Origin of the sequence: Brevibacillus sp. HD3.3A (assembly GCF_013284375.2) — a bacterium.
GTDB classification, from domain to species: domain Bacteria; phylum Bacillota; class Bacilli; order Brevibacillales; family Brevibacillaceae; genus Brevibacillus; species Brevibacillus parabrevis.
Genome location: NZ_CP085874.1, coordinates 2,294,815 through 2,314,970, shown reverse-complemented (window position 1 = coordinate 2,314,970; position 20,156 = coordinate 2,294,815). Strand labels below are relative to the sequence as shown.

The following is a 20,156-nucleotide window of genomic DNA, read 5'->3' as shown; positions in this document are numbered from 1 at the left end:
TGCGGAAGCGCCCCTCGGAGATGCGGCCTGAACATCTGACGCTATAGATGTAAGCGTCTGGATTGTGTAGGGTTTTGCCGGGTCTGCCCGTTACAGCAGCGCAAAGCGGTTTTTGCCTCAACCAAATCATGCAGGCAAAAACAACAAGAGTGGCACCGCGGGAGCACAACCTCTCGTCTCTTTTTACAGGAGACGTAGAGGTTTTTTTATTTTTCAAACGTTCCGTTCCAAAGCTTTTCCCATCTGAAAGGAGAATTACCATGAGTTACAAACATCAAGTGGCAGAAAAAATCGCCGCGGCCCTCACCGGACTCGGTGTGAACGATTTCTCGCAAGAAACGGTGTACAACATGCTGGAAACACCGCCAAACCCGGCTATGGGAGATATCGCTTTCCCATGTTTCCAATTGGCAAAAGCACTGCGCAAAGCTCCGCCGATGATCGCGACAGAGCTTGCGGAAAAAATAGAAGGTGCGCCGCTGCGCTCGGCACAAGCAGTCGGCCCTTACGTCAACTTGTTTCTCGATCAGCAAAACGTGGCGGAGCAAGTCATTGGCACCATCCTGGCACAAGGCAGCGCTTACGGCAGCAGTGAAGCAGGCCAAGGCCGCAAAGTGCCGATCGACCTCTCCTCCCCTAACATCGCCAAGCCGTTTTCCATGGGGCACTTGCGTTCGACCGTCATCGGAAACGCGATTGCGAACATCATGGAAAAACGCGGCTACCAGCCTGTGCGCATCAACCACTTGGGTGACTGGGGCACACAGTTCGGCAAGCTGATCGTCGCCTATCGCCTGTGGGGTGACGAGGAGAAAGTCAAAGCGGAGCCGATCAAAGAACTGCTCAGCCTGTACGTGCGTTTCCACGAAGAAGTTGAAAACGACTCTACCTTGGAAGACCAGGGCCGCGAATGGTTCAAAAAGCTGGAAGATGGCGACGCCGAGGCGCAGCATCTGTGGAAATGGTTCCGCGACGAATCGCTCAAGGAGTTCATGAAAATTTACGAGCTGATGAACGTCTCCTTCGACTCCACGCACGGGGAAGCTTTCTACAACGACAAAATGGATCGCGTCGTCACCCTGCTCGAAGAAAAAGGCTTGCTGACCGAATCGGACGGCGCCATGGTTGTCAGTCTCGATGAGTACAACATGCCGCCATGCCTGATCAAAAAGTCGGACGGCGCTACTTTGTACGCCACGCGCGATCTGGCAGCCGCCCTGTACCGTCATGAGACGTACGACTTCGCAAAAGCGCTCTACGTCGTAGGAAACGAGCAGCGCCTCCACTTCCAGCAGCTCTACAAAGTATTGGAGAAAATGGGCTACGCCTGGTCCGCCGACATGCATCACATCCCGTTCGGCATGATGCTCAAAGACGGCAAGAAAATGTCCACGCGTAAAGGAAAAGTCGTCCTGCTCGAAGAAGTTTTGGCGCAGGCGATTGCCGATGTGCAAAAAGTGATTGAGGAGAAAAATCCTTCCCTCGCGAACAAGGACGAAGTTTCCCGCCAAGTCGGGGTCGGTGCCGTCATTTTCCACGACCTGAAAAACTACCGTCTGAACGACATCAACTTCTCCTGGGAAGAAATGCTCACCTTTGAAGGCGAGACAGGGCCGTACGTGCAATACACGCATGCGCGCGCTTGCTCGCTTCTGCGCAAAGGAGAGTACAAGCCGCAAACAACTGCCAGCCTCGTACCAGATGCATTGGACAGCAAGGAAGCGTGGGCAGTCATCACTTTGCTGAACAGCTTCCCGGAAGTGATTGAACGGGCCAGCGACAATTTCGATCCGTCGCAAATCGGCAAGTACGTCATCGACCTTGCCCAATCGTTCAACAAGTTCTACGCCAACGTGCGCATTTTGGCCGAGGAAGAAGACGTCAAAGCGTCCCGCCTCCAGCTCGTAGCTGCGGTAGTCGCTGTCCTGAAAGAAGGATTGCGCCTGCTCGGACTGGCTGCTCCAGAGGAAATGTAACTGTCGCAAGATCACGAAAGCCGGCTGCCTCCTGCTCTCAGGAAACGCCGGCTTTCCTTTTTGGAAAACAGCAGCCACGGCTCGCTTGCCGATATCTCACCACCTAAATCGTTCCATTTTTTGTCATGCTTTGCGATAATAAAAAGAAAAACGTCATCGGTGGTGAGTGGATGTGAGCAGAACGATACAGTTTGGCCCGTCGGAGTGCACATTGGCGCTCAGCGGCTGGCGCGCGGTGATCGCATTCGAGAACCGCATTACCATGCCGTATCGATTCATCAAGCATGTTCAAGTCGATTCCTTTACTCCCGAGCCGGGAACGCTGCGCATGCCGGGAACGGAGATTCCTTTTTCCAGCACATATGCGGGCAGATTCCTCTACGGAAACGATTGGTACTTCCTTTCCTTCGAGCGGACGAATCATCTGCTTTTGCTTGATTTGGAAGGACATGCGAAATACCGGAAAATTGTCGTGCAGGTGGAGAACCCCACCGAGATCGCCGTTACGCTGCAACAACATCTGCTCGCTCAACACGAATGAGGACAGACAACCGTTGTGAAGCAGATTCTTTTTGAAAAACGCCCCGAAGAAAGTGAGATTGTTATGAAAAAAATTGTTTTGATCGCCGCAAGCTTGCTGCTCATGCTCAGCGTCCTGACTGGCTTTGACACCCCTGCCCCTGCTGCAAGCTCCCTGCAAAGCTCTTTGCAAAAATATGCCGTTCCTGTAGCGAAAATGGAGCTGCCCGCGAAGACGATTATCGGCTTTGGCGAAGCTACGCACGGAAACAAGCAGTTCACTACGCTCAAGCTGGACGTATTCCGGCATGTAGTCGAGAAGCAAGGCTATCGCGTGTTTGCCATCGAAGGTGATTTTGGCGGCGCCCAGAAGGTCAACGACTTCCTTTTGGGTGGACATGTAACCGCAAACGATGCGGCAAAGGCGATCGGCTTCGCCATCTACAACACGCAAGAAATGGCCGATCTGCTGTCCTGGATGCGCACTTACAATGAAAAGCAGCCTGCCGACCAAAAAATCCATTTTTACGGATTTGACATGCAGCGCTACGATCACAACAAGACAAGGCTTTTCGCCTACTTGCAAAAAGTCGACCCTGCGCTTGCTTCTGAATCGGCAAAGGCACTCGCCAAGCTGACCGATCAAACCGTGTCCGACGAAAAGCTCGCAAAGGAGAGCCTTGCTTCGACTCGCCACATGCTCGAACGAATCAAGCAAAACAAAACCGCCTACATCGCCAAAAGCTCGGAAAAAGACTACGAGCTGGCTGTCGCCTATGCCGAATCGATCATGCAAAATGCCACTTTGCACGGAACGAACGTCCCTTACGGCAGCACGCGCGACCGCTTCATGGCCGACCGGGTCAACTGGATTCTCGCGTTTGAAAAGAAATTTTACGGACGCCAGCAACTGTTTATCGCCGGACATAACGGACACATCGAAAAAACGTCGACGACGGCTGGCATCACCGCCTCCATGGGCGCCCATCTGGCGAAAACGTGGGGCGACCAGTATTACGCGATCGGCAGCGAATTTTACGAAAGCTCGTTTCTGGCCAAAGACGCGTCAACCAATGAACGCAAGCTGTTCCATGTCAAAAACAGCGGGGAGCAGCGACTAGCCGTTCTGTTCGCGAAGACCGGAATGGCGGATGGCTTTTTGGATTTTGCCAAGACCCGCCAGGACACAGCCTTTTCCGCCTACGTGAATCGCGCCCAGCCAATCAGCGCCATCGGCGACATGTTTGCCAGCTGGTATGGCAGCATCGAGAAAATGTACACGCTGCAAATGGTTCCGGCAAAAGCGTTTGATGCGCTGGTGTTCGTGCGGACAGCGACGCCTTCTGTCATGCTCGCAGAGTGACAGCGTCCGAGCGAGCCGTTGAATGCTTGATCTACCTGACTCTACGTCAGTCGCATGTGCACACATGAGTAGACTGCAAAGCGCTGATCCCGACCACCACAAAAGCCCCGCCAGAATGCCGCTAAATCGAAGCGGCTCTCTGACGGGGCTTTTTTATGTGCTGTGCTTGTTTCGCTTACATGCTTGGCCTTACGAAGACAGCGTCATGTTTTCATAGATGACGGACAGACCCATTCCGCCTGCCATGCAGAGCGTGACCATGCCGTACTTGACGCGGCTGCGCACCATTTCGTTCATCAGCGTCACGGTCAGCTTGGCGCCTGTCGCTCCGACCGGGTGACCGAGTGCGATCGCGCCTCCGTTGACATTGACCTTCGCCGGGTCCAGCTCCAGCCCTTTGATGACGGACAGCGCTTGTGCGGCGAACGCCTCGTTCAGCTCGATCAGCCCGATGTCATCCAGCGTCAGACCTGCTTTTTCCAACGCTTTTTGCGTCGCCGGGACAGGCCCGATTCCCATTACGCCCGGCTCCACTCCTGCGCTGGCAAACGCCTTGATTTTGACCAGCGGCTTAAGACCCGCTTCCTCCGCTTTTTCCCGCGACATCATCAAGACGGCTGCTGCTCCGTCGTTCATCGGACATGCGTTGCCCGCCGTAACCGTGCCGTCTTTTTGGAAGACGCTTTTCAGCTTCGCCAAATCGTCCAGATTAATATCCGCACGCACCGACTCATCCTGGTCAAAGACGCGCGTCCCTTTGCGCTCCTTGATTGCAATCGGCACGATCTCGCTGGCAAATTTGCCTGCGGCGATGGCGGCTGCGGCTTTTTTATGGCTGTCAAAAGCGAACTGATCCTGCTCTTCGCGGGAAATCCCGTACTGGAGCGCGAGCCGCTCCGCTGTGATCCCCATGTGCTCGCCTTCCAGAGAACAGATCAAGCCGTCCGCCAAGAGAGCGTCTTCCATCGTCAAATTGCCGAATTTGCTGCCCCAACGGTTTTTCACCAAGTACGGGACATTGCTCATGTTTTCCACGCCGCCGGCAACGACGACATCTTCCTGCCCGGCCATGATCGCGAGTGCGCCGCTTGTGATCGCCTTCAAGCCCGATCCGCACGCCTTGATCACGACATGCCCGTACACCTGGCGCGGAAATCCGGCGAGCTGCGAGCTGATCCTGGCCGCGTTCAGACCGCCGCCGTGCACGTAACCGTTGCCAAAAATCACTTCATTGACTTCCTGCTTGGAAAAGCCGGACTTTTCCATCAAGCCTTCCAATACTTGCCGTCCCAGCTCCGTTGCCGGCACGTCGCGCAAGCTTTTGCCGAAAGCGCCAACTGCGCTGCGCGCCCCGGCGACAATGACTACTTCTCTCATCGCTACGCTCCCTTTCGCTGTTGCCTCGTTACCTTACAAAACCCGATTCAAAAACTCGCGTGTCCGCTCTTCTTTCGGATTGTTGAAAATTTCTTCCGGGCGCGCCATCTCCACGATTTTCCCCTGGTTCATAAAAGCGACCCAGTCCGCTACTTCTTTGGCGAATCCCATTTCATGCGTCACAATAATCATCGTCATCCCGTCCTGGGCGAGCTGCTTCATCGTTTCCAGCACTTCGCCGACCAGCTCCGGATCGAGCGCGGATGTCGGCTCGTCAAACAGCATGATCTCCGGCTTCATCGCCAGCGAACGGGCGATCGCCACCCGCTGCTTCTGACCGCCTGACAGCGAGGATGGATAGACGTCTGCTTTTTCTGACAATCCTACCTTCTGCAAAAGCTGCAACGCTTCCTGCTTCGTTTGCTCCTTGTCCGCTTTTTTCGCGATCAGCGGCGCTTCCATGACGTTTTCCAACACGGTTTTGTGCGGGAACAGATTGAAGTGCTGGAAGACCATGCCGACCTTTTGCCGCACTTTGGTCAAATCGTCCTTTTTCGGATCGATGCTCTTTCCTTCAATCAAGATATCTCCGCCATTCTTGATTTCCAAAAAGTTGATGCAGCGAATCAACGTACTCTTGCCGGAGCCGCTCGCCCCGATCAAGACGACGACCTCGCCTTTTGCCACCTCTAATGTGACGTCTTTCAACACTTCTACCTGTCCAAAGCTCTTCTTCAAGTTTTGCACGCGAATCATGACTTGCTTGTCTTCCATTGTTTTCGCCCCTTTGCTCTACACGTCACCTTTGGCCAACCGCTTTTCCATCCGATGGACGACATACGTGAAAATCATGACAATCACCAAATAGTACAAGGCGACGATCAAAAAGTACGTCATCTCGTCAAAGGTTTCTGCTGACAGACGGCGAGCCAGCGAAAACAGCTCATCCATCGCGATAAATGCCGCCAGCGACGATTCCTTCAGCGACAAAATAAACTGGTTGCCGAGCGGCGGAATCGAACGCTTCATCGCTTGTGGCAAAATGATTCTACGCATCGTTTGAGACGAGGACATCCCGAGCGACAAGCCTGCTTCCATCTGGCCCTTGTCAATCGACTGGATGGAGCCGCGGAAAATTTCTGCGATGTACGCCCCGCTGTGAATCGCCAGAGCCAAAGCCGCTGACCAAAATTGACCGAGATCGATCATCTTGTAAAAACCGAAATAGAGGACAAAAATTTGCACAATCAGCGGCGTGCCGCGAATGACCATGATATACACGTTGGCGATGATTTGCCCAAGCTTGAACTTGGACACTTTCAACAGGGCGACGAACAGCCCGATAATCGAACCTACGATGACGGAAGCAACCGTCAGCTCAAACGTCAGCAGCAGCGGCTTCCAAAAAAACGGCAGTGTGCGAAAAAACTCTTCGGTCAAATGTGAAATACTGGGCACTCGATGCCACCCCTCGCTGATAAAATGTTCCTGTCACCCGCATCTTTGCGCCCGCAGATGACAGGCAGTCGAACCGATGCGTCAAACTACTCGTTTTTGCTAATATCGCGTTGGAAATACTTTTCGCTCAACTGTTTGTAAGTGCCGTCTTCATGCATTTGCTTCAGCACCTCGTTGATTTTGTTCAAGAGTTCTGTGTTTCCTTTGCGCACGGCAATTCCATGCTGAACCTCTGACAGCGGCGCTCCGCTTTTCTTGATCTTCAAGCCTTGGCCAATCGCGATTTCCCCGACCACGCTATCGGTAATGACGACATCGTGCTTTCCTTGCTCCAGGGCACGCAGCGCAGTCACGTCGCTGTCGTACGTCTTGATGTTGTCGGTGTACTCGCGCGCCATTTTTTCGTGCGTAGTGCCCAGGGCAACCGCAACTTCCTTGCCTTTCAGCTCTTCCAGTGTGGAAGTTGTGCCGTCCGGACGAGTGAACAGTTGACCACCAGACAAATAATATGGATCAGCAAAATCAATTTGCTGTTTGCGTTCTTCTGTAATGGCATGACTGGCAATCGCTGCGTCGTAACGCCCTTCTTTTACCCCGGCAATGATGCCGGAAAAAGGCGATGTAACTGCTTTCGGTGTAAGATTCAGCCGCTTGGCGATTTCGTTGCCGATCTCGATATCGAATCCGGTCAACTGCCCGTCTTTGAAATAGCTGAACGGCTGGTATTCACCGGAAGCCGCGAAAGTGAACACGCCCGCTTCTTTCGTCATCGAGGAACCCGCAGCTGCGCTGCCTTGTCCTCCGGTATTGCCAGTCGACGCTTCTTGTCCACACCCTGCTACGAGAAGTGACAAGGAAAACAATACTCCTGCAACGGCTTTGAGTGATTTTTTCATAGTAATTAGCCCCCTTATGATGTCTGTCAAACTGTTTCATTACTCCACCATTTGCAAATGTTCGGAAATCAAAAGCGGCGCTCCGGTATGGTAAATGACATCCTGCAATGAATACGGATACATCACCTCCGTCAGCATCAACCCTTCTGGCGTTACCTCAATGACCGCCCGCTCCGTGACAATCAGGTCGACACAGCCCTTGGCTGTCAGCGGAAACGTGCATTCCCTGCGAATTTTCGGCTCCCCGGAAAGCGTCACATGGCTCATCAGCACAATCACTTTTTTGGCGTAAAACGCCAGCTCGGCACCACCGCCGATCCCGTGAACCCTCGTCCCGGGAACGATCCAGTTCGCCAAATCTCCGCGGCGATTTACTTGCAGCGCCCCGATAAAAGCCACATCCAGCTTTCGGCGCCGGATCATGCCGTAGGCGACGGTGCTGTCAAAGTAGGAAGCCCCCGGAACGATGGTGACCGGCGCTCCCCCCGCGTTGGAAATATGCTGATCTTCCTCGCCCTGGATCGGCGTAGGCCCGACTCCGAGAATGCCGTTCACAGAATGGAACATGACGTGCCACTCGTTCGGGATAAAATCAGCGACCAGCTCGGGAATCCCGATCCCCAGATTCACGGCCATTCCCGGCACGATTTCCTTTGCGGCCCGGCGCGCAATCATGTTGCGTTGATCCATTGTCAGTCGCATCAGCTGTTCCCCCCGCTGCGATTCACCATGTAATCGACAAAAATGCCTGGCGTCACGATTTTTTCCGGGTCCAGCTCGCCTGCCGGAACGATTTCTTCCACTTCAGCGATCGTGATTTCCGCCGCCATCGCCACCAGCGGGTTCAAATTTCTCGCCGACTTGTCGTAGATGAGGTTGCCGTACGTGTCCGCCTGTTTCGCGTAGACGATGCCCACATCCGCCGTCAGCGCCGGCTCCATCCAACAGGGCTTTCCCTCGAACAGCACCGCTTCCCGGCCGTCTGTCGCTTCTCCCCACATGCGCGCATCGACGAGAATCCCGGGTATGCCCACGCCCCCGGCGCGAATTTTTTCGGCAAAAATGCCTTGGGGGCAAAATGTTACCGCAAGACGTCCGTCCATCATCTGCTGACCTGCTTCGGGATTGGAGCCGATATGGGTCGTCAGCAGCTTTTTGACCCGTCCGTGGCTGATCAGCTTGCCAATCCCCACATCGGGGTATCCGGCGTCAATCCCGATCAAGGTCAGGTCGCGCACTCCCTTTTGCAGAAGCGCATCAATCAGCAAGGCCGGAGAACCGATCGTCCCAAAGCCGCCGTACATCAGCCGTGCTCCGTCTTGTACACATTCCATTGCTTGGTCGCGCGTCACCAGTTTTGATAGCATAGCATGGCCATTCCTTATCTCTCTTGATTATTGGGCAAAGTCGCTTTCGTCTTCTTCGTTGTAGCAAGTCCCGTGCCAATGCCGTAAATGCTGAATCGTAGCGAAAATTGCCGAAACTATGTTTTTTCTGACGAATCGAATCAGACTCACTTTTGAATCGAAATCAAGAAAAACAGGCTTGTTTACGCCGAATTGATATCGACTCACATTTTTTCAAATCCGACTCACTATACAACGGGCGGTTTCATCCTGTACAATCAGTTCAAAAATGGGGGGAGCGAATCGCCAATGGAAAAAGATGCGGAGATTTTGGCCCTGTCGTCTGTCGATCGCTTCATCGACATATTGAACTCGCTGGCGGACGGCATTTTCATCTCGGATGCGCAAGGCACGACTCTCTGGTTGAATAAAGCGAGCGAAAACTTGTGCGGCATGCCCAAAGCAGAATTGATCGGACAAAACGTGGCGGATCTGGAGGAGATGGGCATTTTCAGCCCGTCTGTGACACGTCTCGTCCTCGAATCCGGCAAGCCGACGACGACAATCCAGCTGGTGAACAGCAGAGGAAAATTTCTCGTGACGGGGCATATCATCCCCGATGAAGCTGGCAATCCGGAGCTGATCGTCGCCCATTCCCGCGACATCACAGAAGCGGCGCGGGCCAGCTCGCAGCTCGAAGAAACCGTGGCCCTGCTCAAGCGCTACAGCGAGGAGCTGCAACTGATGAAGCGCGAGGCGAACCAAAGCTCGTCGCAGACGCTGATCGGCAACAGCCGCTCCTATCTGGCGCTGATGGAGCTGATCAAAAAAGTCGCTTTGGCTGATACGACTGTCCTGATCACAGGGGAAACCGGCGTGGGCAAAAGCCATCTCGCCGAGCAAATCCACCAGCTGAGCGAGCGCAGCACCGGACCTTTTATCCATGTGAACTGCAGTGCCATCCCGGAAACGTTGATCGAGTCGGAGCTGTTCGGCTACCACAAAGGGGCGTTTACCGGAGCCAACCATTCAGGCAAAATCGGCTTGGTCAAAATGGCGGACAAAGGCACGCTGTTTCTCGACGAGATCAGCGAGCTGCCCTATCACCTGCAATCGAAGCTGCTCCTGCTTTTGCAAAACAAAACATTCATGCCGATCGGCGGCACGAAAACCTACACGGCCGACATCCGCATCATCGCCGCCACGAACACGAACTTGCAGGAGCTGGTGCGCCTCGGCAAGTTCCGGCACGACCTGTACTACCGACTGAACATTTTGCCGATCAACGTGCCGCCATTGCGCGAGCGCAAAGACGACATCTTCCCGCTCTTGCACCACAACCTGCAAAAATTCAACGCCAAGCATAACCAGAAGCGGCGGTTTACGTCAGATGTGCTGGATGTGCTGCACCAGTACGACTGGCCAGGAAATGTGCGCGAGCTGGAAAACTTGGTGGAGCGCATCGTCATCACCTCCAAGCTCGACGAGATTTCTGTCACCGATTTGCCGGAAGAACAACGCAGTATTCGCGAGCTGGAGGAAGGCATCCTCACGTTAGGCTCGCTGTCCCTGACGGAGCGCATGGAAAAAATCGAAGTGGAGTTTATTATGCAGGCGCTGCGCATTCACAAGACAACCCGCAAGACGGCAGCCGCTTTGGGGATTACACAGTCGCTGCTGATGCGGCGGATCAAGAAATACGGGATTGCCTTGGAAGACGAGGAGGACGCTTGAGAAAAGCGGCCGTGGACAAGCCGAAACCTGCTGCAAGTCGCTGGTAAAAGGGCTGACCACTTGCACTCGCGAAAAAAGCATGCCGGACATTCCGTTCACAGCTACACAGTTGTCTGCGGGCTGTCAGCTGTTCGCAGCCCATCCACGGAACAGCAAAAAAGCGCTCAACACGTGAGCGCTCTTTTCTGTGACCTTTTCGTCTGACTTATTCCTCGATTTTCTTGGCGGTTTTGCCAAACCACGTCTTCGCGACCAGCTCCACCACTTGCTTCGGCAGCGATTGCGGCGCTTGCACTTCATTGCCCGCCGCATCCACGCTCCGGTAGAGCAAAGCTGTGTCGTCAGCCGGATCGGACTTCGTTTGCAGCGTCAAATCCCCGATTTGTCCCGCGTTTGTCCATTCCTCGATCATCAGCTGGTATTCGCCTGGTGCCAGCTCGATATAGTCGTCCTCTGTCACATCGATGACAGCGAACCCGTCGTGCTGGATATCGGCATCGTATGTATTCCCGTTCGCTGTCTCGTAAAGCGCCAGCTCCTCAGGGTTGTTCAACACTTCTTTCAGCGAAGCAAAGTCAGCAATCGTCACTTTGATCCGTTTTGCCATTGGTAACTCCTCCCTCATTGACCACACATCACATCATTTCACACTGTATCACAATATGGTCAAGCCTGCCACTCACCCGCCAACTGACGCACATGTCTGATTTCTTCCCGGTGCCCGCCGTCTGTCCCTCTCGCTGTCTCCAGAACAATCGGCAAGCCGTGCAGCTCAGGCGTGCGCAGAAACTCCGCGAAAGCCTCGTCACCAATCATCCCTTTTCCGATTGGGGCGTGCCGATCCCGAAACGAGCCGCTCGGATAGACCGAATCGTTCAAATGCACCGCGCGCAGATGAGAAAAGTAGTCCAGCTCGCGCATCCGCTCGGCAACCTCGCACCAGTTTTCCCCGTTCCACAGCCCGCTGGCAAACGCGTGGCACGTATCGAGACAAAACCCGACCTTTTCTGGTTCCGCGAGCAATTGCCGCACTTGCGTCAATTCTTCCAGCGTAATGCCCATCCGGTTTCCCTGCCCCGCGTTGTTCTCAATTAGCAGCTTGGCCTGTCCGCTCCAGCCAGCGAGAATCTCGTTCATCATCTGAATCATGCGTCTGTATCCGGCAAGCACATCCGGTCCTTTGTCCTGTCCGAAATGGACGACGACGCCGAGCGCCCCGCACGCCTCCGCAATCTCCAGATCGTTGCGCACCGAAGCGACCGTTACCTCGTACAAATCGGCCGTCTCGACACACAGATTGACGAGATAAGCGGTATGGGCAATCGCCAGCATGCCGTGCTGTTCGCAAAACGCCCGGCAAGCCGCAGCATCGCGGGAAGCAAACGACTTGACTCCCAGACTGCGCGGGTTTTTCGGGAAAAACTGAAAAGAAGCGCCCCCCTCCTTGTGCGCCGTTCTGGCAGCCTCTTCGTAACCGTTGCGAATGCTGACGTGACACCCGATTTGCATCGCTCTTCCCCCCTCGTACGCTCCCTTCATTTTTCCCTGGCTCCTGCTTTCTCACACGTCCTTTCCGGCAAACAGCCCTTGCACTTCTTGCGCATTTCCGCTACACTTTTATTAAACCGAACGTTCAGTCTATAAAAAGGAGTTTACTGCATCATGTCCAGACGCCGCCTAGATGGGGAGAAAACGAAACAACATATCGCCGAAAAAGCAACCGAGCTATTTTCGCAAAAAGGCTACCTGGCGACTTCCATTGAAGATATTTGCCAGGCGACTGGTGCGAGCAAAGGAAGCCTTTACTACCACTTCAAAAGCAAGGAATATTTGTTTTTGTATTTGCTGGAGAAGCAGTACACGGAATGGTCAGGGCTGTGGCAAGAAAAAGAAAAACAGCACGCCACCTCTGTCGAAAAGCTGTATGCCCTGGCTGCTTTTTTGCTGGAAGACTTTTTGTCCCACCCGCTTCGCCGAGCAGGAGAAGAGTTTGCCGGAAGCCAGCTTGCCGATCCAGCCATCATGGAACAGGTCCTGACGATGCTGTCTTCTTCCTACACGCTGTACATCCCGATCTTTGAGGAGGGCATCGCGCGCGGGGAATTTGCCGATGGCGACCCTCGGGAATTGGCGATGATTTTGGAAGGGTACATAACGGGCCTGATCAATGTCGGCTTGAATATGGGCGAAGAAAACCTTTTTGACCTGATGAAAAGAGGAATTGATATTTTGCTGCATGGTATCGCCGCCAAGTAGCTTTTTTTTCAGGTTTATTTAGACCGAACGTTCGGTTTAATTTCTTGCGGGAGTGGTTGAAATGAAATCGATTTGGGGAAACCGGATCTTTTTGACCGTTTTTGTCACCGATACTTTGGAAAATATCGGGATTTGGATCAGGAATATGGCTTTGCTGTACTACGTCATGGAAACGAGCGGCAACAATCCGACCGCCGTGTCGCTGTTAACCGCGATCGAGCTTGTGCCGATCTTGTTGTTTTCGATCATCGGCGGGGCGCTTGCGGACCGCTGGAATCCGAAGCGGACGATGATGACGGGCAACTTGTTAAGTGCCTTGTCCGTGCTGCTGATCGTGTATTTGCTCTGGCACGGGATGTGGGTTGCCGTCTTTTTCGCTACTTTCATCTCGGCAGTCGTGTCCCAGTTTTCCCAGCCGTCGTCTGCCAAGCTGTTAAAAAGACACATTCCGGAAGAACACGTCGGAGTGGCCGTCTCCATCTCGCAAAGCATGAGCGCACTCTTTTTGCTTGGCGGCCCGGTCATCGGCAGTTTTTTTTACGAACAATGGGGCATCTACCCTTCGCTGATAGCCATGGCAGCTCTGTTTCTGCTCTCCACGCTCATTTTGAGCCTGCTTCCTAACGCTGCAACAGCTCCAGAAGAACAGAACGGCACACTTTTCTCCGAGATCAAGGCAGGTTTCGCCTACGTCAAAAACCACCCGTCCTTGCGCGGAATTGCGCTTGCCTTTGCCTGCCTCGGTCTGGCCTCTGGGTTGATCAACCCGCTCGAAGTGTTCCTGGTCACGGAGCGGCTCCAGCTGCCGAAAGAATCGGTCCAATGGTTTGTCGCCCTGGAAGGGTTGGGCATGCTTGTGGGCGGCGTATTCGCCTCCTTGTCCGTGCAACGCTTGAACAGCCGTTTTGTCATCACGGGCGGCTTGATCTTCTTCGCGCTTTCCATCGTGGTGGAAGCCTTGTCTGTCTGGGTTGTCGTGACAGCTTCCATGCGCTTTTTCACCGGAATCGGGATGGCTTTTCTGGAAATCGTGATCGGGATGCGCATGATCAAGTTCGTCGACGAGGCGTACGTTGGTCGGGTAAACGGAACGATTACCCCGCTGCTCGTCGGATTGATGATGATCGGTTCGTTCGCAGCCGGCCCGCTCATGCAGATGACCTCGCTGATCAGCGTGTTTGTAATCGCAGGTGCCATCGTCCTCGTCGCTGCCTGGGGATGCTCGCGGATTCCGTGGGAAACCGCCTCGGATGCCCCCGCCCTGGAAAGCAAAGAAGCTGCCCGCAGTGCGGACAGCTTGCCAGTTCATAAATGAGCTTATGATTTGACGATCAACAGCGGTGTTTTGGTGCGGTGGATCGTTTTGAAGGTGACGCTGCCGAGCAGAGTGCCCGCGATGCCGCCCAGGCCATGGTGGCCGAGTACGATCAGGCCAACGTTTTCCTCTTCGGCTGTTTGACGAATCGCTGTTGCAGGATCGCCAATCACGACTTTGCTCTCATAAGGGATTTGCGCTGCTTCCAGCACTTCTTCGCAAGTGCGAACGGTTTCTTTTCCCCAGTTTTCCAGAGTCGCTGTGTCTTCCCAGCCTACACCGTACACACCAGCGTAAGCAACAGGAGGAGTGACGACACTCAGGAGCAGGTAAGAAACGCCAGGAATGCCCTCGCTCAAAGCGATTGCTTTTTGCGCCGCGTTTTTCGCTTGCTCCGAGCCGTCCACCGTGATCAAAACTTTTTGCCATGGGAAGCTGTCGGCATCTGTCTCCTCGGCAATGAGGAACACAGGCAACTGCGCATCGTGAATGGTTGGGTAGCTGACGCTTTGCAGCAAGAATCCGGTAATCCGGCCATATCCGTGCGTCCCCATCACGATCGCGGCATACTCGCCGTTCGTAGCGTGCTTGGAGATGACTTCATGCGGCTCTCCGAACTCGATTTCCAGCTCGTAAGGAACCCCTGCCTCTTCTACGATCGTGAGGAACTTTTTCAAATCTTCTTTTGCTTCGTCCAATTGAAAATCTTCCACGCTCTGTTGTCCGAGCTTTCTTACGACATTGCGTGAAGGAAATGGAGGAATGGCATGAAGCAAGGTCAATTCATGCTTATTTTTGGCGTACGCAAGAGCGAAGCGAACCGCCTGGATCGACTGTGCAGAAAAATCTACTGGTACTAGAATACGGGACATAAGGACACGTCCTTTCCTCTTCTTCGTCGCAAAAAGTCGATTCTTACGACTTTTTGCCTGCTTTCATTGTAGACTTGCTCCCTAGTTATGTATGTAGGGGAATTCCCTGATCTTGGCATTCCAAAAACCCTTAGGACTGGCTGTGCGTGAAGTGCCCCCTGTCAAGTAGACAGTGAAAAAAACAAAAAGCTTAGACACCAATCTGAACCTAGGTTGGTGTCTTTTTTATGCCACAGAACTTTGTAAATAGTGCCTATATTCTAGGGGCGTCATACAGTTTAGCCTTTTCTGGTACCGATGATTATTGTAGTAATGTATGTATTCCGTAATGGCTACTTCTAGCTCTTCGTATGTATTGAATTTCTGGAGATAGTACATCTCCGATTTTAACGTTCCCCAGAATGATTCCATTGGACCATTGTCGATACACCTAGCTACCCTCGACATGCTCTGAGTCATTCCCGTATCATCTAGTTTCTTCTTGAACATTTTGTTCGTGTATTGAAATCCTCGATCACTATGAAAGATGGGTTTCGCATTAGGATATGCCCGATGGGCAATATCAAACGTTCTAAACACAAGCTCATTGTTGTTCGAGTGCCCAATCACAAAAGAAACAATACTTTTATCCGACAAGTCCAGAATCGCACTCAAATAAGCCTTGCTTTGAAGGCCGTACTTCATTTCCGTTACGTCTGTGAGCCACTTTGTACCGAATTCTACGGATTTGAAATCCCTGCTCAAGACATTTTCTGCCGTGATTTCAGGCGTTGTCGGAACGTAATTCTTTTTCTTTTTGCGGCAAACGGATTTCAATTCTAAAATACCCATGAGTCTGTATACGCGTTTATAGTTGATAGAAAGATGGAACTGTCGATTCAGTTTGATGGTCATCTGGCGATAACCAAGAATCCCCTTTTTTTCTTCGTAGGCACGCTTAATCATAGGCAGCAACCCTTTGTTGAATTTCTCGTTTTCAGTTTCTTTCCTATTTCGCCACTTATAATACGACGAACGCGGAATCCCTGCGATTTCACAAAGCTGACTGATGGCATATGATTTACTGTCGTACAGATTACGGATGGCAAGATAAATAGGTTCATTGCGGACTTGGTTTAGGGTCGCCCCCTTTGAATTTCGTCTAGCTTTTTTAGAAAATCGATCTCCATTTGCTTTCTTTTATTCTCAGCTTGAAGCAATGTATTTTGTGCTCGTAGCTTCTCCACCTCAGACATCTCGTTTTCAGATTTTCGTTTCCCACGTTTGTCCTGAAGCGCATCTACGCCAAATTTTATGTATTTGTGTGTCCATGAGTAAACCTGCTGATAGGAAACCTGAAATTCTTTGGCTGTTTGGGCATGATTATGCTGATGTTCTAAGCAGAATTTCACAATTTCGATTCTTTCTTCGAAAGTAGTCGCTCGTCCTTTTGTCATGATTGGTGTTCCTCCTGCTCCGGAAGATTTCAACTTCTCATGACCATTATACTTTAGAATCCATTTACGCAGTTGGCGGGTTGATTTAATGCCATATCGCTTACATATCTCCATATGAGAAGCACCGCCAGCTAGATAGTCCTCAACAGCAGATAACTTCAGTTCTGCGGAATAAGTCCTGTTCTTAGGTGTACTGAGCAGTCCATCTGGACCTAATGATTGATAGGTTTGAAGCCATTGTTTCATGGAGGAAAAGGTAACGTCTAGCGTGCTTGCTAGATGATTGAGAGAATCTTCTCCACGGAGATATTTTTCGATAGCTGCGATCTTTTCTGGTCCAGCTATTTTTGCTTTATGGGACATAAAAAAATGCTCCTCCTTACAGGTAGACAGTTTTATTATTTCAACTGTCTACCCAAAGGGGAGCATATCAGCGCTATTCCATCACCCCTGTAATAAAAATGGTAGGCTCTGCGCCGAGATCGATGTCGCAAATCTCGTGATCCTCTGCCATCCGCCGATTGGCCTGCTGCTCTCGCCGGATGACCCGGACGACAGGGCGGGCTGGCAAGCCGCGGTTTTGGTCGATGACGACGCCGACTTCGCCTGTACTCAGCTTGAGTGACGTTCCGGTCGGATACATGGCAATCGAGCGCAGAAAATGAACGACCATTTTGTGATCGAAACGCTTTTCCGCCAATCCCATGACCTGCTCGCATGCTTCATAGGCCGCCATCGTCTCCTCTTCTTCGGAAAAAGGCGAAATGAGATTGTCGTAGTAATTGCAAATCGAGACGATTTTGGCGAAATCGTGAATCTCGTCTCCGCTGAGGCCGCGGGGCACGCCTGTCCCGTCGACCCATTCGTGGTGCTGCAAGGGAACGTGCGCAGACACGATGCTCATCTCGTGTTTTTTGCGCAATATGTCAAACCCTAGCCATGTATGATGATTGGTCTTGTTGTTTTTCTTGTAGGCAGGCGCTTCCTTGTCGACCGACAGTTTGCCGATGTCATGCAAAAGGGCGCCAATCGCCAGTTCTTTCAACTGCGTCGTGTTGTACCCGAGACCCACGCCCATGACCGTCGCCATCATGCAAACATTGAGTGAATGGATGTACAGGGCGTTGTCGGTCGTGCGAATTTCCCCCAGATTGAGCAGCACCTTGCGATTGCGCAGCGTCTCCTCGACGATATTTCCGACCGACTTTTGGATGCCGCGCACGTCGAACTGCTTGCCCGACTGGACACATGCAATCGCCCCGGACAGATTGCGGATCGCATCTTTTCTCGTCGTCTCTGTCACGACTTCCTGTTCTTTGATCTCGTCGAAAAAAGGGTCTTTGATACTGAGCATCGTCACCCCGAAACGACGCAACTTGTTAATCATTCCGACGGTCAGCTGCACGCCCGTCTGCAACAGCGTCAAGCCCTCGCTTGTATAAATGCTGCGAGCCAGCACATCTCCAGGCTCGACTTGATCCACACTCACATATTTCATGGGGTCAATCCTCCTGATTCCTCTTCCCCTGATGCTTTTTCCCTATATTAGCATTGAAAAAACATGTTTCGCCGCTGTTTTTATGAACATTCCCACACAAAAAAGACCTTTGCGGGCAGAAAGCACCTGATTGATCCGGTACTTTTTGCACAAAAGTCTTTCGTGTCGTTATTTTTTAAAGGAATCAGTCCCACCAGCTGCGATCAGCCATGCTTTTCAGGAAGGCATCAACCACAATCGGGTCAAATTGCGTTCCTTTGCCGTCGATCAACTGCTCGACTGCTTCGCCGTATGGGAGAGCGGGACGGTACAGTCGAACGGTTGTCATCGCATCGAAAGCTTCTGCTACAGAGACGATTTTGGCGCCGAGCGGAATATGTGCTGAAGAAAGGCCATGGGGATAGCCCTGCCCATCCATCCGTTCGTGATGGTACAGGATCGTCTGATCGATTCCCCGATTTTGCAGCGGGCCAATCATTTGCACGATCGCGCACCCTGTCTCCGGGTGTTTCTTGATCAGTTCCCATTCTTCCTTCGTCAGCTCGCCGTATTTCCGCAAGATCGAATCTGGCGTACCGATTTTTCCGATGTCATGCAGCAGGCCAGCGATATACATATTGGCACATTCCTCTTCGCCCAGTTGAAACTGGTTGGCGATTTTCCAGGCGTAAAACCCGACGTTGAGCGAGTGTTGGTACGTATACGGATCACGAGCATTCACACTGGTGATGAGCGAATGAATCGTGTCGATCATGAGATTCGTCGTGGCTTGATGACAATACAACATTGTTTTTAACAGTTTTTGCAATGGTGCCTCCTCGATCCAAAAAATGCGTCGGCACGCTCGCTACCCTTTGAGCAGGAGAGCGGAGATGAGCTCTCCTTGTTGTACTCCTTTCCCGCCAGCGGGAATCTTGATCAGGCAATCGGAATCTTTGATCGATACGGTAACGCTTGACTGATCCATTCCGACAGGCTCAACGAATAGCTTGCCTTCGCTTACATAAGACTTGCCGCGAACATAGCGCGGATAGGCATTGACTTTGCTGAACTCTTTTCCCAAAAAGGCTGTACATTCCTGCCGGTATCTCTGGGACTGGCCTTGCATCCCCAAAATAACCGGGCGGACAAACAGCTCAAAACCGACAAAACACGCTCCCGGATTGCCTGACAGCGCAAATAAAAACTGCTCGTTCCAAACGCCTGCCGTCGTCGGGCTACCGGGACGCATCGCTACTTTGTTAAACAGCATTTCCCCGTCCCAGTTTTGAAACAGGTCTACCAAAATATCGTAGTCGCCTACCGATACCCCACCGGATGTCACGACAAAATCCGCTTGAGAAAATGCTTCCAAGACAAGCAACTGCGCTTTCGCCGCTTCATCCGGGATGGCGCCCATCAGCAAAGGGATTCCTCCTGCTTCGCGGATCAACGCTTGCAGCATATAGGAGTTGCTGTTGCGAATTTTCCCCTGCGTCAGTGGCGCTTCCACAGGCAAAAGCTCCGAGCCCGTTGCGAAAATCGCAATCGTCGGACGCTTGCATACGTGGACATGGTGGAAACCGAATGTAGCCAACAGCGCCGTTTCACCTGCGCCAATTTTTGTTCCTTTCTGCAACGCACAATCGCCCTGCGTGATTTCGTCACCGATCGGAGTCAGATTTTTTCCGGCTGGAATCTCTTTTCGGATGGAAATGCAGATTTTGCCCTCTTTTTCGCTCTCCTCCGTCATTTCCAGCATGATCACAGCGTCTGCTTGCTCGGGCACCATCGCGCCTGTCATGATCCGCGAAGCCGTTTTGGGCGAGACGGCTTTCGTCGGGACAAAGCCGCACGGAATATGCTCGATCACTTCCAGACAGACGGGAGATTCAGGCGACGCTCCTTTGGTAGAACTGGACATAATAGCGAAACCGTCCATCCCGGAGCGGCGAAAATGCGGCATGTGCGAAGGCGCGAACACATCCTCTGCCAATGTGCGGCCGTAGGCATTTTCCAACGAAACTTGTTCCACGCCAAGCGGACGCAGATGCTGCTCGATTCTGCGCTGCGCTTCCTCCACCTGGACGGTATTTCGACGAAAACGGTTGACGCTTGCCCCTTTTTCCAT

The 20,156-nt window shown here is 52.6% G+C and carries 20 protein-coding genes and 1 other annotated feature (1 of these 21 running past the window's edge); of the genes, 6 read left to right on the top strand and 14 right to left on the bottom strand.

Annotation, left to right across the window (positions count from 1 at the left end; genetic code table 11):
* Positions 1-184, top strand: a binding site (T-box leader); it begins 82 nt to the left of the window's first position.
* A gap of 76 nt (positions 185-260) precedes the next feature.
* From argS to HP435_RS11350, 3 genes are all read left to right on the top strand, one after another.
* Positions 261-1,976, top strand: a complete 1,716-nt coding sequence (gene argS / locus HP435_RS11360; protein WP_173599193.1) for an arginine--tRNA ligase — start codon at positions 261-263, stop codon at positions 1,974-1,976.
* 172 nt (positions 1,977-2,148) lie between these two features.
* Positions 2,149-2,517 carry a hypothetical protein gene (locus HP435_RS11355; RefSeq protein WP_122965734.1) on the top strand — a complete coding sequence of 123 codons (369 nt, stop codon included), beginning with the start codon at positions 2,149-2,151 and terminating at the stop codon, positions 2,515-2,517.
* Positions 2,518-2,580: 63 nt separating this feature from the next.
* The gene (locus HP435_RS11350) at positions 2,581-3,858 is read left to right on the top strand and encodes an erythromycin esterase family protein (RefSeq protein WP_173599194.1); all 1,278 of its coding nucleotides are present in this window, start codon (positions 2,581-2,583) and stop codon (positions 3,856-3,858) included.
* A 189-nt stretch (positions 3,859-4,047) separates the two neighbouring features.
* Here HP435_RS11350 and HP435_RS11345 read toward each other — a convergent pair whose 3' ends face one another.
* The 6 genes from HP435_RS11345 to HP435_RS11320 all read right to left on the bottom strand — a co-directional run bounded on the left by HP435_RS11345 (position 4,048) and on the right by HP435_RS11320 (position 8,956).
* On the bottom strand, positions 4,048-5,235 hold the full coding sequence (locus tag HP435_RS11345; RefSeq protein ID WP_122965732.1) for a thiolase family protein: 1,188 nt from the start codon (positions 5,233-5,235) through the stop codon (positions 4,048-4,050).
* Between the two features lie 33 nt (positions 5,236-5,268).
* Positions 5,269-6,009: an amino acid ABC transporter ATP-binding protein gene (locus tag HP435_RS11340; protein ID WP_122965731.1), complete on the bottom strand. Its 741-nt coding sequence runs from the start codon at positions 6,007-6,009 to the stop codon at positions 5,269-5,271.
* An 18-nt stretch (positions 6,010-6,027) separates the two neighbouring features.
* On the bottom strand, positions 6,028-6,693 hold the full coding sequence (locus HP435_RS11335) for an amino acid ABC transporter permease (RefSeq protein ID WP_063227804.1): 666 nt from the start codon (positions 6,691-6,693) through the stop codon (positions 6,028-6,030).
* Positions 6,694-6,779: 86 nt separating this feature from the next.
* Positions 6,780-7,589, bottom strand: a complete 810-nt coding sequence (locus HP435_RS11330) for a transporter substrate-binding domain-containing protein (RefSeq protein WP_173599195.1) — start codon at positions 7,587-7,589, stop codon at positions 6,780-6,782.
* Positions 7,590-7,628: 39 nt separating this feature from the next.
* Positions 7,629-8,291 (bottom strand): 3-oxoacid CoA-transferase subunit B, encoded by a 663-nt coding sequence (locus tag HP435_RS11325; protein ID WP_122965729.1) that lies wholly within the window; start codon positions 8,289-8,291, stop codon positions 7,629-7,631.
* The gene (locus HP435_RS11320; protein ID WP_122965728.1) at positions 8,291-8,956 is read right to left on the bottom strand and encodes a CoA transferase subunit A; all 666 of its coding nucleotides are present in this window, start codon (positions 8,954-8,956) and stop codon (positions 8,291-8,293) included. Before HP435_RS11320 ends, HP435_RS11325 begins: the two co-directional genes overlap by 1 nt.
* Before the next feature lie 288 nt (positions 8,957-9,244).
* On the opposite strand from HP435_RS11320, the gene HP435_RS11315 reads away from it, so the two are divergent.
* Positions 9,245-10,669 (top strand): sigma-54 interaction domain-containing protein, encoded by a 1,425-nt coding sequence (locus HP435_RS11315; protein ID WP_122965726.1) that lies wholly within the window; start codon positions 9,245-9,247, stop codon positions 10,667-10,669.
* A 205-nt stretch (positions 10,670-10,874) separates the two neighbouring features.
* Here HP435_RS11315 and HP435_RS11310 read toward each other — a convergent pair whose 3' ends face one another.
* Together HP435_RS11310 and HP435_RS11305 are read right to left on the bottom strand one after the other, a co-directional pair.
* The gene (locus HP435_RS11310) at positions 10,875-11,276 is read right to left on the bottom strand and encodes a hypothetical protein (protein WP_063227799.1); all 402 of its coding nucleotides are present in this window, start codon (positions 11,274-11,276) and stop codon (positions 10,875-10,877) included.
* 59 nt (positions 11,277-11,335) lie between these two features.
* Positions 11,336-12,178 (bottom strand): deoxyribonuclease IV, encoded by an 843-nt coding sequence (locus tag HP435_RS11305; protein WP_173599196.1) that lies wholly within the window; start codon positions 12,176-12,178, stop codon positions 11,336-11,338.
* A gap of 153 nt (positions 12,179-12,331) precedes the next feature.
* Between HP435_RS11305 and HP435_RS11300 the strand changes: the two genes are divergently transcribed.
* Together HP435_RS11300 and HP435_RS11295 are read left to right on the top strand one after the other, a co-directional pair.
* Positions 12,332-12,925, top strand: a complete 594-nt coding sequence (locus HP435_RS11300) for a TetR/AcrR family transcriptional regulator (RefSeq protein ID WP_122965725.1) — start codon at positions 12,332-12,334, stop codon at positions 12,923-12,925.
* A gap of 61 nt (positions 12,926-12,986) precedes the next feature.
* Positions 12,987-14,240, top strand: a complete 1,254-nt coding sequence (locus HP435_RS11295) for an MFS transporter (RefSeq protein WP_173599197.1) — start codon at positions 12,987-12,989, stop codon at positions 14,238-14,240.
* Positions 14,241-14,242: 2 nt separating this feature from the next.
* On the opposite strand, the gene HP435_RS11290 is transcribed toward HP435_RS11295, so the two are convergent.
* The 6 genes from HP435_RS11290 to glp all read right to left on the bottom strand — a co-directional run bounded on the left by HP435_RS11290 (position 14,243) and on the right by glp (position 20,156).
* The gene (locus HP435_RS11290; protein WP_122965723.1) at positions 14,243-15,112 is read right to left on the bottom strand and encodes a universal stress protein; all 870 of its coding nucleotides are present in this window, start codon (positions 15,110-15,112) and stop codon (positions 14,243-14,245) included.
* A 225-nt stretch (positions 15,113-15,337) separates the two neighbouring features.
* Complete coding sequence (locus HP435_RS11285; protein ID WP_255679253.1) at positions 15,338-16,195, bottom strand: IS3 family transposase; 858 nt, start codon at positions 16,193-16,195, stop codon at positions 15,338-15,340.
* Positions 16,196-16,227: 32 nt separating this feature from the next.
* On the bottom strand, positions 16,228-16,911 hold the full coding sequence (locus tag HP435_RS11280) for a helix-turn-helix domain-containing protein (protein WP_173600257.1): 684 nt from the start codon (positions 16,909-16,911) through the stop codon (positions 16,228-16,230).
* Between the two features lie 73 nt (positions 16,912-16,984).
* Positions 16,985-18,046, bottom strand: a complete 1,062-nt coding sequence (locus HP435_RS11275) for an HD-GYP domain-containing protein (RefSeq protein ID WP_122965722.1) — start codon at positions 18,044-18,046, stop codon at positions 16,985-16,987.
* Positions 18,047-18,230: 184 nt separating this feature from the next.
* A complete protein-coding gene (locus HP435_RS11270; RefSeq protein WP_229049899.1) occupies positions 18,231-18,854 on the bottom strand; it encodes an HD-GYP domain-containing protein in 624 nt (207 codons plus the stop codon).
* A 39-nt stretch (positions 18,855-18,893) separates the two neighbouring features.
* Complete coding sequence (glp, locus tag HP435_RS11265) at positions 18,894-20,156, bottom strand: molybdopterin molybdotransferase MoeA (protein WP_173600088.1); 1,263 nt, start codon at positions 20,154-20,156, stop codon at positions 18,894-18,896.

Bases quoted from the DNA above. Each gene is read 5' to 3' on its own strand.
- HP435_RS11325 (WP_122965729.1), bottom strand. From the start codon at position 8,291: ATGCGACTGACAATGGATCAACGCAACATGATTGCGCGCCGGGCCGCA.
- HP435_RS11340 (WP_122965731.1), bottom strand. From the start codon at position 6,009: ATGGAAGACAAGCAAGTCATGATTCGCGTGCAAAACTTGAAGAAGAGC.
- HP435_RS11330 (WP_173599195.1), bottom strand. From the start codon at position 7,589: ATGAAAAAATCACTCAAAGCCGTTGCAGGAGTATTGTTTTCCTTGTCA.
- HP435_RS11275 (WP_122965722.1), bottom strand. From the start codon at position 18,046: ATGAAATATGTGAGTGTGGATCAAGTCGAGCCTGGAGATGTGCTGGCT.
- HP435_RS11310 (WP_063227799.1), bottom strand. From the start codon at position 11,276: ATGGCAAAACGGATCAAAGTGACGATTGCTGACTTTGCTTCGCTGAAA.
- HP435_RS11305 (WP_173599196.1), bottom strand. From the start codon at position 12,178: ATGCAAATCGGGTGTCACGTCAGCATTCGCAACGGTTACGAAGAGGCT.
- HP435_RS11345 (WP_122965732.1), bottom strand. From the start codon at position 5,235: ATGAGAGAAGTAGTCATTGTCGCCGGGGCGCGCAGCGCAGTTGGCGCT.
- HP435_RS11290 (WP_122965723.1), bottom strand. From the start codon at position 15,112: ATGTCCCGTATTCTAGTACCAGTAGATTTTTCTGCACAGTCGATCCAG.
- argS (WP_173599193.1), top strand. From the start codon at position 261: ATGAGTTACAAACATCAAGTGGCAGAAAAAATCGCCGCGGCCCTCACC.
- glp (WP_173600088.1), bottom strand. From the start codon at position 20,156: ATGGAAAAAGGGGCAAGCGTCAACCGTTTTCGTCGAAATACCGTCCAG.
- HP435_RS11320 (WP_122965728.1), bottom strand. From the start codon at position 8,956: ATGCTATCAAAACTGGTGACGCGCGACCAAGCAATGGAATGTGTACAA.
- HP435_RS11300 (WP_122965725.1), top strand. From the start codon at position 12,332: ATGTCCAGACGCCGCCTAGATGGGGAGAAAACGAAACAACATATCGCC.
- HP435_RS11350 (WP_173599194.1), top strand. From the start codon at position 2,581: ATGAAAAAAATTGTTTTGATCGCCGCAAGCTTGCTGCTCATGCTCAGC.
- HP435_RS11315 (WP_122965726.1), top strand. From the start codon at position 9,245: ATGGAAAAAGATGCGGAGATTTTGGCCCTGTCGTCTGTCGATCGCTTC.
- HP435_RS11280 (WP_173600257.1), bottom strand. From the start codon at position 16,911: ATGTCCCATAAAGCAAAAATAGCTGGACCAGAAAAGATCGCAGCTATC.
- HP435_RS11295 (WP_173599197.1), top strand. From the start codon at position 12,987: ATGAAATCGATTTGGGGAAACCGGATCTTTTTGACCGTTTTTGTCACC.